At 68.9% G+C, this 15,801-nt stretch carries 6 protein-coding genes; 1 reads left to right on the top strand and 5 read right to left on the bottom strand.

The annotated features are described in order from the left end of the window. The first annotated feature begins 413 nt into the window (after positions 1–413). Positions 414–2,303, top strand: a complete 1,890-nt coding sequence (locus OG599_RS26315; RefSeq protein ID WP_327178430.1) for a DUF2075 domain-containing protein — start codon at positions 414–416, stop codon at positions 2,301–2,303. A gap of 580 nt (positions 2,304–2,883) precedes the next feature. On the opposite strand, the gene OG599_RS26310 is transcribed toward OG599_RS26315, so the two are convergent. The 5 genes from OG599_RS26310 to OG599_RS26290 form a co-directional block, all read right to left on the bottom strand. Then, positions 2,884–5,517 carry an ATP-binding protein gene (locus tag OG599_RS26310; RefSeq protein ID WP_327178429.1) on the bottom strand — a complete coding sequence of 878 codons (2,634 nt, stop codon included), beginning with the start codon at positions 5,515–5,517 and terminating at the stop codon, positions 2,884–2,886. 730 nt (positions 5,518–6,247) lie between these two features. Continuing rightward, positions 6,248–9,301: a pPIWI_RE module domain-containing protein gene (locus OG599_RS26305; RefSeq protein ID WP_327178428.1), complete on the bottom strand. Its 3,054-nt coding sequence runs from the start codon at positions 9,299–9,301 to the stop codon at positions 6,248–6,250. Between the two features lie 74 nt (positions 9,302–9,375). Further along, positions 9,376–13,083 (bottom strand): hypothetical protein, encoded by a 3,708-nt coding sequence (locus tag OG599_RS26300; RefSeq protein ID WP_327178427.1) that lies wholly within the window; start codon positions 13,081–13,083, stop codon positions 9,376–9,378. After that, positions 13,076–14,263, bottom strand: a complete 1,188-nt coding sequence (locus OG599_RS26295) for a restriction endonuclease-related protein (RefSeq protein WP_327178426.1) — start codon at positions 14,261–14,263, stop codon at positions 13,076–13,078. Before OG599_RS26295 ends, OG599_RS26300 begins: the two co-directional genes overlap by 8 nt. Continuing rightward, a complete protein-coding gene (locus OG599_RS26290; RefSeq protein ID WP_327178425.1) occupies positions 14,260–15,702 on the bottom strand; it encodes a PD-(D/E)XK nuclease family protein in 1,443 nt (480 codons plus the stop codon). The genes OG599_RS26295 and OG599_RS26290 overlap by 4 nt, the downstream gene beginning before the upstream one ends. Between the last annotated feature and the right edge of the window lie 99 nt (positions 15,703–15,801).

The raw sequence follows: 15,801 nt of genomic DNA, 5'->3' as shown, positions 1-15,801 counted from the left end.
CAGTGTTTTCTCGCCACTTTTTGACGCAGTAGCGAATATGGATGCATCGTCGAGGACGGCCCGTTGATTCCTGGAATCCACAAGCTCAGCACCAGACACCGACGAGCGGGACATCGCCGCTTCGGTTGCCGAGGACCCCGCCACCTCCACTCCGCAACGCGTCAAGAGATGGCGCGATCGGCCAAACGGCCACTCGAAGCCCTCCCTCATCGTCAAAAGCACGGCATGCGAGGCAAGAGGGCCAACACCTGATCGTAGAACCTCCGGGACACCTGAGGAGACATGATCCACATCCTGTTCTAGGATTACGCCGACCATCTCAGCGGCCCGCCGGGCTTCCGCTCCACTTCAGTGGATCCGAAGGACATGCCCCCACCCGCACGAGCTACTTCGTGCTGCCTGGGGGCATTCTCGTGCTGTTCCGTGAGTCCGCGGCGTCGTTGGCCACCCGCACCCAACTTGAAGGACGACTGGCACAGCTCCTGAGCGAGAACTTCCTTCATAAGCACCGCCACCGACCCCACCCGTCAGAGGTGCGCTCCTGGGAACGCAGCATTCCAGCGCTTACCAACGCGCTTGTCGAAGCCGGGCTAGGCGACGTGGAGATGCTGCTGGAATACGGTCTGCCCCTGACCAGTAAGCGCGCGGATGTGATACTGGCCGGCGTGCATCCGACTACGGGCGCACCGTCCTACGTGGTGGTCGAGCTCAAGCAGTGGAGCGCCGCTTACCCGGAGGCCGACGACCCGCTACGGTGCCGCATCGACGCGTACCCCGGCCCGGTCCTCAATCCGATCGAACAGGTGCGGGGCTACTGCGACTACCTGGTGTCGTTCAACGGGGCGTTGGAACAAGCGCCGGAATCGATCGCTGGAGTGGCGTACCTGCACAACGCGACCGAGTTCGGGGTGGCAGGGCTGCGGGATGTCACGGAGGACCATCGAGGCCGGATGTTCACCGGTGAGCAGCGCGGCGCCTTCCTGGCTTACCTGCGCTCGTTGCTGGCGCCGAAACCCGGCGCCGACGTGGCTGACACTCTGCTCCAGGGCAAGGTGCGGCCGTCCAGGCAGCTCATGGCCGTTGCTGCCGAAGAAGTGCGGAACCGGGAGCAGTTCGTGCTGCTGGGCGAGCAACGACTCGCCTACGAGACGGTGATGTCAGCAGTGCGGAAGGCTCGGAGGTCCAACCACAAACATGTTGTGGTCGTGGCCGGCGGCCCGGGCTCCGGTAAGAGCGTGATCGCCCTGTCCCTTCTTGGCGATCTGTACCGCCGCGGGGTACCCGCCCTTCACGCCACCGGCTCGCAGTCCTTCACCAAGACGATGCGTAAGGTCGCGGGAGCCCGCAAACCTGAGGTCCAAAAGCTCTTCCGCTACTTCAACAGCTTTATGGAGGCCGAGCCCAACGACCTTGACGTTGTCGTCTGCGACGAGGCACATCGGCTCCGCAAGACCTCCGCGAACCGCTACACCAAGGCCGCCCTGCGCACGGGCCGCCCTCAGGTGGCGGAACTGATCGACGCTGCACGGGTTCCGGTGTTCCTCCTCGACCAGCACCAGGTGGTGCGTCCGGGCGAAATGGGAACCGTGGAAGAGATCCGGGAGGCTGCCGCCGAGCAAGGGCTGGAGTGTTCGGTGGTCGAGCTGGACAGCCAGTTCCGATGCGGTGGAAGCGACGCCTACCTCCGCTGGGTGGTCGACCTGCTGGGGCTCGAAGGGCAAGCGCCCACCGTGTGGGAGCCGGACGACAAGGTACGCCTCCTGACGGCAAACAGTCCGCAGGAGTTGGAGGAGTTCCTGTCCGCCCAGCGTGCCCAGGGCTATGAGGCCCGCATGTCGGCTGGCTACTGCTGGAAGTGGACGAAGAAGATCACTCCGAGCATGACCTCGCTGCCTGCGGACGTCACGGTCGGAGACTGGGCGAAGCCTTGGAACCTGTTCGGGGACCGATCTCTGCTCGGTGCACCGCCGGCGCCGCTCTGGGCCACCGATCCCGCGGGCTTCGGTCAGGTCGGCTGTGTCTACACGGCGCAGGGCTTCGAGTACGACTGGTCCGGCGTGATCATGGGCCCAGACCTCGTCTGGAGGACCGACCGCTGGGTGGTCGACCGCAAGGCGTCCAAGGACCCGTCCTTCACCAAGGCAACCCTCGACGAGGATGTGGACCGTCTCATCCGCAACACGTACAAGGTGCTGCTGACCCGGGGCATGATCGGAACGATCATCTACTCGACCGACCCGGAGACCCGCGAGAAGCTCCGCACCCTGATCTCCGGTACCGGCGAGGTGCCGACCTCACAGTGATCCCGTGAAGCCCCGATCCGTAGCCCAGTGCGCAGGGCATGCCGAACCCTGGAGAGGTATCGGGCGGTCAGCCGCTTCGTCCGGCTCCTATGCCTCGTCCAGGGCTACGCGGCCGTGATCTACGGTCAGGAGACTGCGGAGCCGTAGACCTCGAGCCTCCACAGCGAGCAACCGTACGACGTACCCCGGGCCGCGCCCTGGACGCGGACGTAGCAGCCGGTGGCGTCAGGCCCTCGACGCGCTCCATGCCACCCGCACCGGCGGTGGCGGAGTAGGCCGTGGTTCAGGTGGAGGCGTCGTCCGACACCTGGACCGGCAGGCGCGCCCGTAGGCGGTCTCCCACACCTCGCCAACGACGGCGGGCGCCCCTTCATCGCCATCGCGCGCGATGGGTGGGCCTGGGCGGTGACGGCCCAAAGCCCCGGGCCGTTCCCAGGGCGCTGCGGACAGCAGACGTGAAGCGCGGGTCATCCCGTTGGACGTGTCCGTGCCGAGCGTCAACCGGGCCCCACGGATCACGCACACGCTCCTGGCCGAGCCGGGACCGTCACGGCGTCTTCCCAGCGAACGACCGAACCGATCACGGAAGGCGGGCGAGGCGGTCGAGGGCTGCGTCGACATCCATCTCGCCGATCCTTCTCAGTACGGCCCCGGCCTGCCCCATCGCGTCAGCCGACTCGGTGACCCGTCCGGCGGCGCGGAGCGCCTTCGCGAGCCAGACCAGCGTCCGGGCCTCCCGGCTCCCGTAGGTGAGCGACCGGTACAACACACGAGCACGCACCAACTCTGCGATGGCGGTTTCGTGATCCGCCCGCGCCGTCCGGATGCGGCCCAGGCTGAAGTGCGCATGCGCCTGCCCGTTGATGTCGGCCGTGCCCGCCAGCAGGGACAGAGACCGTAGACAGTGTTCCTCCGCCTCTTCATGGTGTCCCAGGTCGTATCGCGCACTGCCGATGCCGTTCAGTACGGCCCCTTGGCCAAGGGTGTCGTGGAGCTCTTCAAAGGCCGACAGAGCCGCATCGAAGTGTTCCAGCGCCTCCTCGGGCGCGCCGCTCTCCTGCAGCAGGACCCCGAGGGCGTGGCGCCCCAGGGCCGCCCCCAGCAGGTCTCCGTCGTCGTCGCTGATCCGCACGGCGCTCTCCAGCTCCCGCACGGCGTCCGCGAGATCGCCGACCGCGCGATGAGTGCCCGCGAGCATGCGACGCACCATGGCGACGTCGGCCGGGCCCGACTCCCGTGTCACCGCGGGGAGAGCACGGGTAAGACCGGCGAGCGCGTCGAGATGGCGATCGGACCGCCATTGAAAGGTAACCAGGACCATCGACAACAACCACGTATAGCGGTCGAGTTGGTGCCGCTGGGCCAGTCCGACTGCGGCGGTCAGGGTCGAGTACTCCGTCTCGAACCACTTCATCGCCTCCGCCGCGTCGGCCGGAGCTGTGACCCTGAGTGCGCCGGGCCCCTCGATCGGCAACCGGCGTCCGGACTCCAACCGGCGGTCACAGGCCCAGGCGTGGTGCAGCAGGAAGTGCAGCACCCGTTTCGCCACACGGACCCGATCGGCCTGAGCCCACTCGCAGGTAAGTGCTTCTGCATGAACCCGGACCAGGTCGTGCAGGGCGTATCGCTCGAAAGAGGGCTCGGTCACCAAGCTCATCCGCAGGAGCTCGTCGGTCGCTTCACTGACCTGGGCCTCGTCCTCGGTGTCCATCGCCCGCAGTGCAGCCCAGCTGATCGTCGGGCCTGGGTGGATCGCCAGTCGTCGGAGCAGTTTCGACGCCGGCTCGGACAGCTGCCGATGGGCCGCGTCGAACGACAGGCGCACGCTCAGGTTCTCAGAACCCAGATCGAGCGAGCGCAGCCGGGTGCGCTCCACCCGCAGCTCACGGACCACGTCCGGCAGCGCCTGTGCGGGACGCCGGGTAATTCTCGCGGCCATGATCCCGAGCGCCAGCGGAAGACCCGAACAGTATTCCACGATGTCGGCCATGAAGGGAGCGGCTGTGCGCATGCGGTCCTCTCCGAGCCGCATGCGGAGGAGTTCTGCGGCGTCCGCCCGGTCAAGTGGCTCGAGAGCGATGAGTTCGGCGTCCTCCCGAATCTCCAGTCCGTGCAAGTGACGGCGGCCGGTGACGATTGCCGCGCTGGGGCCGGCCGGGGGAAGCAACGGACGGACGTGCTCCTCATCCCGCGCGTTGTCCAGGATCAGGAGGACCGCACGGTCCGCGAGTGCGGTGCGATACGCGGACACCATGCCGTCCAGCGTCGGCGTCGCGGGGCGCACTCCGAGATCGTTCAACAGCCTGGCGATCACATGCTCGTGGCGCAGCAGCCCATCGGGGGCAACACCTCCGAGATCGATGTGAAGAATGCCGTCGGCGAAGTACTGGTCGAGCGCTACCGCGACCTCGACGGCGAGCGCGGATTTCCCGACGCCCGGCATTCCCGAGAGGGCGGCCAGCCGGGACCGCCCCTGGACCCGGCCGAGAAGGACCTCCGTCAACCTCTCACGCCGACGTCGGCGCCCGACCAGCCGGACCGCGCCGAGGGGAAGCTGACGGGGTCTCGGGGGAGCCGTCGCACGGAAAGGGGCGGCACTCCCCCGATCATGTTCCCCCGAATGGTCGGCGAGCAGCAGGTGAGCGGTGGGACGACCGCATTCTCGCTCCCACTCGACCAGGAGTGGCGGGATCTCGTCCTGTCTGCCGAGTGTGCGCAGTGCGCGCACCTTGAGTTCGAGCAATGCCTCACTTGTCGGCCAGCGGATCAGGGCGGAATCGGCCCGGTCCAGTGCGGCTCGCGGTTGCGAGCACTGCAGTTCTGCCAGGACGCAGGAGATCATGGCTTCTCTGAGCTCCTTCTCCAGTTCGCTCCGTGTCTGCTCGAACGCGGAGCCATGCATTCCCTCGAAGGGAATTCCCCGCCACTCATCGATCGCATCACGGACGGACCTGAGTCGCACCGAGGAATCACCCGTCGAATCCGCCCTCTGCAGCAATTCACGGAATCGCAGGAGATCGAGGTCCTGAGACTGGACGCGAATCCTGCAGGACCCCCGCTCATTGCTCTCCGAACAAATCTCCGGAACGGCCGTCCGAAGTTGGTGGAAGTTCTGCCGGATGCGATTCGAGTTCAAGGACTCTTCCGGCCACAGATATCGCATGATCTCGGCATGAGATGCGCGATGGCCGGGTGAGACGAGCAGAACAGCCATAAGTTCGGAGACTTTTCGCGATCTCATGACGACAGCCCGGTCACCCCGAAGGGCGGTCACCGAACCCAGCAATCGGAACTCCATGATGCCTCACCGTCTTCCCGTGGGTGGCAGATCCATGAACACCTGAGAGAAAAGCATGCCACACGCCAATGACAGGTTGTTAACGTTCACCTAACGCCAATGACTTGGCCAGGACGTGCTCGGTCTGCCAGTCTTCAAGCACTCCACTCCCACCACTTCGGCGGAACAGGGATTCACTGGGACATTCATTCGAGCGCCCCGACGGGCCATCGAATGCGGAGGAATCCGACCCGGTGACCGAGAAGCAGAAACCCAAGACAAGGAGAAGCAGCTTATGAATCGAATTAAGATCGAACATCGTGACGGTCGGCCCGCGCCGAGGCGCTGCGACAGGGGGACGGTTTCCTCCCGGCGGCGCGATGCCCGCCACGCGCTCGGTACGGCCTCCGCCTCCTGGCACGGCCGGGTCTGGAAGCCGGTCCGGCCGGCGGCTGAGCTCGCCCGCGAATCGGCGCTGTTCTCCGAATTCGAGTAGAACCGGCCCGCGGAGGCCCGGAACGATGACGACTGGACCGGGCGAAGGCGGGGCCTGAGCACATCGGTATGAGGCGGGCCGGGAGAGTTCCCGGCCCGCTTCCGGTGGTGGAGCGGTACATGAACCGTCCACCCGAGTGGCAACCGACACCGGGCGTCCGGTGCCGACACTTCAGCGGAGAGAGAGCTCGACGGGCGCCTCGGGCTCCGCGACCGGACCGGGGGGATCGCCGACGTCCGGCCCCCCCTGAGAGCTTTCGGCCCTCTCGTACGGAGGCTCAGGCTCGACATCCCCGTCTGCCGCCTCCGCTCCCGGCTCGTCTGCAGCAACGGTGGGAAGGACGTAGGCCTGAGCAAGTCCGGCGAGGTGCAGGGGAAGCGGAAGGGAGAGCGCGACAGGATAGTCGGGGGCCATACGCAGTTGGTGCGTGGCAAGGGCGATGGCCTCGGGTTCGTCGGGCACGGTAGGCGCCGGCAGCTCGACGTCGCACTCCCTGTGACAGCCAAGTACGGCGATCTCGACCAGGGTCGGGTTCCAGGCTCCGGTGCCTGCCTGAGAGGTGAGATTTCCCGCGGCATTGACCCGGGCGGCGAGCCTGTCGAGTGCCGGTGAAATCGCGAAGGTTCCGGGGCGCTCCGTACTGCTGTGGAACACCCGCTCGCCTGGATCGCCGTGCGCTCCATCACTCGGTCGAACCGCCCAGAACCCCGCCGGCTGGCCGTGGGCCTTGCCCGGCTCGGCCAAGCCCCACCACTGAGCCGTCTCGCGGCCGGCCCGTCCGCGCACCCGGACGAGACGAAGCTCGTCGTCGATACCTCCTGGTGGAGCGTGACCGATCCTGATCATGTCCGGTTCAATCTGCCCGTCCTGCAGCCAGGGCCAGTGCGACCTGCTGTTCTGTGCATGGGTGATGAGCGCTGTCGGGTGATTGCGGAGCGAGTGCAGCATGCGCTGGAGGAAGCGCGCGGTCTCCTTTCGCTGCTCGGACAGGTTGGTCCGCCGCGCCTTCGCGGTGATACGCGGCATGTCGTCCGCTGTACCGGCGGAGCCGGGCTCGTCCGGGGCGGACTGGTTGATCTCGGCCTTCTTCACCAGGCCGAGCAGAAAGTGCGGATAGGGGATCCAGGTGCGGGTGTCGTCGTCCCATCCGCGCACGACGCAGAGCCCACCGCCTTCGGGGAGCGGGGTGACGAGCACGGCGACCGGCAGATGTCTCGGGAGCCGGGTGGGACCGTCCTTGCGCCGCTTGACCATCCAGAGAGCGGCGTACTGAAGTCCGTCCGGCAGGTCACCGCCCAGGGTGTGTTCGGGCAGGACGCGAACGCCGAGCTGGCGGAAGCCGTCCAGCCAGGCATGATGAGCACGGTGCTCGACGGTGTCGGCATTCGCGATCCCCCTTTCCCCGGACGGCGTGACGACGAATTGGGTCAGGACTCCCGCGTCGGCACACCCCAGACGATTGGCGAACTTGGGATCGCTGCCGGCCTCGCGGAAGGTGCTGCGATGGGCGATCTCCACCAGGGCGAGGCCAGGACGGCTCGGGTCGGCGCCGTCCGCACGAAGCCAGCCGCTCAGTTCCCGGCGGCGAGCAGCCAGAGCACGGGCCACCCGTTCTCCCTTGCGCCGGACGGCGGGATCGAGGACGAGCCGGTCCCCGAGCCCGTCGGTGAGCGGCAGACAGCGCAACTGCACCACAAGCTCCGGGGTCCGCCATACGAGCACTGCGGGCTGGCCAGGACGGGCGTCGTCGAAAACCTGGTCCGGCAGATCATTTGCCCCGCCGTCGCCGTCGAGGCCCAGTGTCCTGGCGAACTCCCGTACCGCGTGACGGCGCAGTTCCGCGGTCTGCCAGAGCAGGCGCACCGTCACGTGCGGCTGCTCGGCGGCCGGCTCGGACATGAGCCCTGTACGGTCGGCCAGGACTGCGAGAGCTCGGCGTCGGGCCAGCGCTGCGCGCACTTCCTCGGCCTTCTTAGCCTGTTCACCCACCGGCTTCGGGCGCCGATTGGCAGGTGCGCCGACGCCCTTGCCCCGGCCGCGCACCAGGTCTGGCAAGCGAACCACGCCCGCGGGCAGCGCCGCCTCCGCCCAGGCCGTGAGCTGGGACCTCTGATGGGGCATGAGCCCCGGGCCGACCTCGTGCACACCCATGTGGTTGCTGTGGACGACGGCAGCCCGAACGCCGGGGCCGTCGCCGATCCAGTCGGTCGGGTCGGCGAGCAGGCGGTCGGGGACGGGGAACCGTCCGACGACGCTGAGCTGGTGCAGGATGCCGGCCGGATCGTTCTCCGCCCAAGTGAAGCCCTCGGAGGCACGGTCGCGCCGCAGCCTGGCCAGGGCGCCGCGTTCGGTCGCGGGCACTCCGGGCAGCCAGGGGATCTTGGGCCGCAGATGGACCGTGGTGGACTGGCCGTACGGCAGTGGCAGCCGTCCGGTGTCGGACCGCGTGTGGGTGGCCCAGCGGCGAACACCCCAGTGCAAATGCAGCCGTGGACGGGAGGCGAAGGGGGCGGTGTGCAGCGAGATGTTGAGAGTGATGGAGAACCACCACTCCTTGCGCTTGATGGTGCGGCACAAGGGTTGGGACATGAGCTCCGCGCCCTGGTCGCGGGGGCCTCGGGGCAGTGCCCGGAAGCGTAGTTCGCCCCCCTCGAAGGGATAGGGTTCGAGGTCGCGGATGCGGCGGGCGAGCGCGTCGGTGGCAAGCTGGAACTGCCGGGGCTCCGGCGCGGCCGTCCCGCCGTCGGTGTGCGGTGTGCCGAGAAGGTCCACCCTCGGTACGCTCTCCCAGCTCAGCGGAGTGCCCGTCAGTTCATCGCTGCACCGCAGGAGAAGGGCACGCAGCTCTGGGTCGCGCTCGTACCGCCGGGGCACGATCGTACGCAGCCACGCGTTGAGCACGTGAGCGCCGGCCCGGCCGGGAAGAGGATCAGGCGCGTTGGCGGGCACGTACATCCAGAAGTCCTCGAGTGGCACAGGTCCCTCGCCGATGGGAGGGCGAGCCCGCGGCCGCACGATCACCTCCGGGGCCAGTGTCTGCAACGCGGTGTCCAGGTTTCTGGTGGGCAGGCTCCGCTGCCACTCGGTCTCGGGCCGGCCGTGGTTGTGGAGCGCAAGAAGCCTGCCCTGCCAGCGTTCCGGGAAGCGCAGGGCACGGTAGTCCTCGGTCCACGGGGTCATGGGATCGGCGAGGTGGTATGCGGAGCGGCGGATCTCTCGGTACACGGCGATGCTCCATCGAGGGGCTCAGAGGTGGCGGGTCGGTGACTGTCCGGCAGGGTTCGTCCGGACGCGGCGGGTCAGCGCACTCCGGGCGGCGAGGTGTCGATCCCGCACAGAGCGTCGTACAGCGGCCGGTAGAGCAGCCTGACCAGGGACGGGTCGGCAGGATCCGCCCAGACTCCGGGGCCCGGGGCGAAGTAGGGGGCCAGTACGTCGCGCAAGCGAACAAGCAGGCCGGGATCGCGCTGCCAACGCGGGCGCGGCTCCTCCGACGCGCGGCCGCCGGCTGCGGCGAGCCGGGGGGCGAATGCGGCATCGACGAAGACGACCCTGGCGGGGACCCCGCCACGGACCAGGCGGCCGATCACCTGCCAGAGGGTGACCAGCTGGTCCCAGGCGAAGGACTCCTTCTCCGCGTCGGACAGCCTGGAGTACATGTAGGAACGGGAAAGCAGCCGGCGCCACACCCCGCGCGCGGCCGTGCGGAAGGCGCTGCCCGCTCCGTCCAAATCCGTCCCGTCGCCTACTAGTTCGGCGAAGGTACCCCCGGTCAGGCGAGGGTGGTTGCGGATGAACCGTGCCGCCCAGTCGTTGACGGCGAAGACTGAGAGGAAGAGGTCATCCGGGCGGGGGTGCGGGCGGACGAGGAAGAGTACGGTGCCGAACGCGGCCACCCTCTCTTCTCCGGGGCTCAGGGGAACGGTGAGGATGTTGTGTCCGCGTTCGACCGCGAGCAGCGGCGCGACCAGGATCTGGGCACGGATGTCTTCCGCGAAGGCCGCCAGGTCACCGCGGCGCACCGCGGGTGCCGTCGCGGAACCCTTGGACTCGGCTTCCGAGGCGAGGGACGCCTCCAGTGCGGCATCGTCCGCGGCAAGCACCCGGACGCGGTCCCGCCAAGCGGACATCTCCGACAGTCTCGCGGCCACTACCGCGGCCTCCCGGTAGCTGCCCACGAGCAGAAGGGCTCGTCTGCGGCGCAGGTCGGGAATTTGAGCCAGTTCGTTCTGCAGAGGGCTGGGGGTGCGGTCGAGGCGACCCCCTGCCAGTTTTTCCACGAGCACCCGCAGGACGTCCTCGCGGTCTTTCCGGTCCTGCCCGGAGATACGGATGGGCTGTCCGGCGTCGTCGTACATGAACTCGGTACGGAAGACGGTTTTTCCGATCGAGCGCAGCGCCTCTGGCTGCGGTTTCAGCACGGCCTGGACGGGCGTGACCACGTGTGCCCGGGTGGAGGTTCCCGCCCAGCTCGTCCCGGACATGAGCAGGACGTTCGGGCCGTCCGTTCCCCGGTCGGAGTCGGCGCCCAGCTGAGGAAGGGAGAGGAGGAGCTCGCGGCCCACCCCCGCACACCGGAAGAAGCGGAGGGTGCCGGTACGCCGCCCTTCCCGGCCGTCGCGCTCGTCGAGCAGGAACTGGAAGCCGAGGACGTTGCCCATGGGAGACTCGGGCAGCAGGGGCGCGTAGTCCAGGGGCGGGCGTCTGGTCAGCTCGTGTTCTCCGGGGTCGAGCCGCAGGGCGGCCTCGACCTGGGGCCACAGAAAGGTCACCCGGTCGAGCCGCTGGTGCAGGGCCGCGAGCACCAGGGTGAACTCCATGCGTGCCGCGTTGAGTTCGAGCCACTCCTCACTGAACTCGGATTCGTTCCGTAGCGCCTCGCCGGGAAGCGACGGCCGTTCGCAAGGCTTCGGCGCACCGTCGAGGAGGGTGTCGAGCAGGGCTCGTACGCGCCCGCGCGTCCGCTGCTCATGGAGGGTGTGCAGGATGTCGTGGGCCAGCCTCGCCAGATCGTCGGCGGGGGTTCCGTACGGCCCGCGATCGCCGAGGGGGTCGTCGCGGAAGACGTCGAAGACCTTGGTGAGCCGGTCCCGGCAGGCGGCCCAAGGGATGTCCTCCGGGGTGGGTGGCGTCTCGTGCGCGTGGTGCAGGGCCTCCTCGTCGTCGTAGAGTTCGGTCTCGCTCGCCGTGCCGTCGTCCTCGGTGGCCGGGTGGGGCAGCGGGTACCAGGCGTTGAGCAGACGTTCCTGAAGCGTCCAGGGGCTGAAGTAGTCGATCTGTGCCCATTCCCGCAGCGCCGGGCCGCCGATGAGCATGGCGTAGAGGCGGTCCGCGGCGGAGCCGACGACATCAAGGGCGGACGACCAACGTTCGACGTCCTGGTCCGACAGTTGCAGCCGTCCCTGCCGGGAGAGTTCGGAGATCTCGTGGGTCTGGAGCCGATCGAGCCAGGATTCCGGGCCGGTGGTGACAAGAGTGGCCGTGGGGGCGAACATCTGGTCGAGCTGCATCTGGACGCGGTCGGCCTCGTCCACTACGACGATGTCGCTGCGCAGACAGGCGAGTTCCAGATAGCGCAGGCGCTCGGCGTTGAGCTGGCGCGGTACCGCCGTCTGGACCAGGCTCGCGGGGTTGGCAACCCAGATGAGCGCGTCCACGAGATCGCGGGAGGAGGAGTGCCGGGGGCAGGCGCTCCACAGGGGGCATGCGTGCGGGTTGCCGGGGGCCTCCATCTCCTCGGTGTCACCGGGGGCGGGACCGGCGGAACCACCGGCCCCGCCGTCCGGACGCACACCCCGGGCACGCTGGAGCTCCCGGGTGACACGGGCGGAGTGTGATCGCGCGTCCTCTTCCTGGTCCACTTCGTCGGCAGTACGGTCCACCGGATGCAGCACGCCACAGGGCGCGTCGGCGAAGCGGAGCGGCTCGACGGTCTCCAGAGCCCGCAGCGCGTCGAGCGGACAGGCCGTGCTCAGGTGGACGAAGGTCCGGTCGGTGTGGTCGAGCAGCGAGCGTTCGCCGCGCGCGGCGAGTCTCCTGTGCAGGCGCTGGGTATGCTTGGGCCGGGTGGTGCTGCCCTGGACGAGTGCCGCCCGCAACCCCAGTCCTTGGAGGAGCTGGGTCAGGCTGAGCTGCTCGGCGACATCGCCGACCACCAGGGTGGTGCGTAGGTTCCGCCGGTGTGCCCATACCGCGAGCAGGGTCATGAGGGTCGACTTCCCGGCTCCGACCATGCCCACCAGATGAGTCAGCCCGTCCAGGGTGAGCGCCTCCGCCCGCTCGAAGTCCGTTCCGTCCGCCGTGCGGCCGTCGAGTTCGAGGCGGGACAACCGCTCTCGCCACTGGCCGGGCGACCTCCCGAGGCGCTCCTCCTCCGCGTCCATCCATTCCGCGGTGTCGTCCAGTTGGGCGAGGGGGACCTCAATGACGCCGCCGGGGCCGGGGCGGGGTGTCGCGAGATCGTGTCCCGGCGCGGGGGCGAAGGCGAGTTCCGGAGGAACGGTGACGGAGGAGTACCGGCGTCGCTCTTTGAATCGGTGGGTTCCCTCGCCGGCGTACGGTAGCGGGTTCTTCGCGAAGTCGGGGATCCGTCCGAGCGCGTTGTCGTAGATGTCGAAGCGGTGAGCGGCCACCGCATGCGCGACCCGGCGCGCGGGTCCGCCTTCGACCGGAACACGGTAGCCCCGCAGTTGTTCGGGGAGTCGCCGATAGCTCTCCAGACTCTGCTGCCACAGGCGTCGCCGCCGCATGGGCCACAGGAGGTGGCGGGCCGCCGTCAGGGCGAGCTGGTCGCTGGGGGTTCTCACCATGCCGGCGGTGGAGGCGAAGGGGTAGCCGCCGAGGAGGACCCAGGCCCCGTCCGCCGCCTGCCCGGGCCCCAGCGTCTCCAGCAGACGCAGGCCGAGTTCGACCTGGCAGAGCAGGGCAGGTTTGATGCTGCGGTACTCCGCGGGCCAGGGCTTCAGGTCTCTGGCCAGTTGCTGATACCAGCTGCTGCGGTCACGCACGGTCGGCTCCCCCTACAGGGGTCTCCGGTGCGATGCGCGCACCCGGACCGCGCTCGCCCCGCAGGCGCTTCCGGGCGGCCTCGACCACCTGTCTGTCGCTGAGCAGGCGGAGCCCGGCGGCGTGGACGGGGCGTTCCCGGGCGAAGGTCTCCAGGTAGTCGCCACGCTCGCGTACCCGGAAATGCGGCACTGCCCAACAAGCCTCGTCGTACGGCGGCTCATGCCGTACGACGGCGGCGGCTCTGCCCAGAAAACCTGGGTGGGTCCAGTCCTTCACGTCGATCGCCCAGACATGGCCGTCGGGAAAGGCGACCCTCAGGTCGTAGGCGTCGAAGCCGGGCCACATCTCGACGGTGAGACCGAGGGCACGCAGCTTCCCTTCCAGTTCCACCTCGGCGTGTCCGGGACTGGTGACGAACTGCCGCAGTGGGCGACGGAGTTGACGTAGTTCCCCCACCTCGTCGGCGGCCAGCCGCCGGCCGAGAGGCGGAAGCCCCAGGTGCCGGCAGCGGTCGTTCTCACACCACCACCCGTTCCCGACCAGGGGGGTGAGCAGGGTGTGACAGCGTGCGCAGGTGACGGCTGCGCCGTCCCTGCCGTGGCTCGCCGGGACGGGTGCGTAGATCTCCTCGATGAGGAACTGGACGGGGTCGAGGTAGAGGTCCGCGCTGATGTCCGGCCATTCCTGCTCAGTCAGGACGGGCCGGGCGACCAGGAGCCGGCGGAAGGCCGTGTACGACTGGGGCGAGTTCACCGCACGGCAGGCGCTCATGGCTTCACGGATCACCAGGTCGACGTACTGGCGTCCGGTACTGTTCCCGGCTCCTTTGACCTCCAGCTCGCCGCAGAGTTGCGTCGGGGTCCCGGAGTCCGGGTCGATGAGCCGGTTGTCCTTGTTGAAGAGCCCCAGAGGCAGGCCGTCGAGAGGCCAGCCTCTCAACGGTCGGGTTCGGCACCAGTGGACCATCTCCGGTACCCCGGCGGGCGGCCGCGCCCCGCCGCGCAAACAAGCGAGGACCAGCCCGTCCAGGGCGCGCTGCGCGTCGTCGGGATAGGGGAGCGCGAAGGAGTCCAGTTGCTCTACCTCGTCCAACCGCATAACGGCCGTGGCGACGTCACGGAGGAGAACCACGTCGGGGTTCTCCAGCCAGTCCGGAATCGTCCCGGCATAGCTGCTCATGTCGCCTCCTCCGGTCGCGGCACGACATCGCAGACAGCAGCGCCGGGCCGAGGTTCCGCGGTGTACGCGATGCCGGGCTCGCACCAGGTGCGCACCTGGCAGCCGAGGCAGTGACGGCCGGGGCGGGCTTCGTAGGAGGTGTCACGCAGAAGGGGCTCGGCAAGGTCTGCGATCACCTCACGTGCCTCGGCCACCGTGGCGCGGTGGCCGGGGTCGATGGCTTCGAGGCCGCTCTCCCCCGCACCCTCCCGCAGGTGCTCCAGCTCGACACGGCCGCGGCGCGCCCCGTCGCCCAGGGCTCCCTTGTCGAACAGCAGGACCGCCAAAGCCAGTTGCGGAAAGGAGCGCAGCAGCGGGCGACCTTCCCACAAGGGTGAGGCGGAGGTCTTGGTCTCCCGCCAGATCCATCGCCCCCTACGGGTGTGGAGCAGGTCGGGCACGGCGAGGACGACGACGTCGAGCTCGGGGATGTAGGCGGTTACCCGGTGCTGCGTCAGCACCTTCTCCCCCGGGGCCAGTCCGTCCAGCGGACAGAGCGCGCGGTGTTCGTCGAGCATGCGCAGGGCGCTTCGGGCCAGCGGTTCCTCCAGCGGATGCGCGGGAGAGAGCGTGCTCTCGCACGCCGGGGGAAGTACGCGGCAGCTGCGCGGAGGACTCTGTGCGTGCCGAGCGTTCAGCACGGCGTCCACCGCGCGCCCACGGCGTGCTCCGGAGTTTTCGGGGGTGAGGTCGTTGAGGCGCAACTGGCGCGCGAGGTGGTACTGGGCGGGGCATTCGCCGTGGAGCCGCAGGTCCCAGGCCGAGATGGAGCGGCGAGCGGCACGGGGCGGTACGGGGGCTCGTGGCGGCCCCCACAGCTCCGGAGTGCGCGGCAGGTGGGCGCAGTGGCCTATGACCTTGCAGCCGACGCAGCCTGCCCCTGGGCGTACCCCGGTGCCGGTGGCAGCGGCGATGAAGGCGGGCGCGGCGTCGCGCCTGAACAGATCGCGCACTGTGTCCGGTCCCCAGTCGAGCAGCGGGGTGACGCTGCCGTCCGCGCAACCGAAGTCGAAGACCCGCACCCGCTCCGGCGGAGTGGGGTTCACCAGGGAGGTCTCGGGCGGGTGGGCGAGGCGGGCACGCCGCCGGGCGGGCTGCCCCAGCGCGACGACATGGGCGATCGCGGCCTTCTCCGCCGCCGGGCGGTCGGTCTTCGCGCGGCCGAAGGACGGAATCCACAGATCTCGCACCGTGCCGTCGGCCGAGGCGTATTGACGGCCCCAGGTCTTGTGCTCGTACTGCCGCGCACCCCGGTCGTCGGGGTGTTCCCGCAGCGCCGTGCGCAGGGTCCAGTCCAGTGGCACGGGGACCGTGGGGGGCAGTCCGGCGGCCAGCGCCGCATCCTGTTCCCGGGTGCGGGCGGCGACATACCGCTCGAACGCCTGAATGGTCCACGCCACGAGGGAGGGGTGGGCGGGCGCCCTGCGCCCACGGAATGCGCCACGGGTCTGGCGCATTTCATCCACTACACGCCCGGGGTCTCGGTGCCTGTGCTCCCA

The organism is Streptomyces sp. NBC_01335, from assembly GCF_035953295.1.
Lineage (GTDB): Bacteria > Actinomycetota > Actinomycetes > Streptomycetales > Streptomycetaceae > Streptomyces.
This window is presented reverse-complemented; position numbering and strand designations above follow the sequence as displayed.

Excerpts from the sequence above, each read along its gene's own strand:
- OG599_RS26310 (WP_327178429.1), bottom strand. The coding sequence starts at position 5,517 with ATGGCTGTTCTGCTCGTCTCACCCGGCCATCGCGCATCTCATGCCGAG.
- OG599_RS26295 (WP_327178426.1), bottom strand. The coding sequence starts at position 14,263 with ATGAGCAGCTATGCCGGGACGATTCCGGACTGGCTGGAGAACCCCGAC.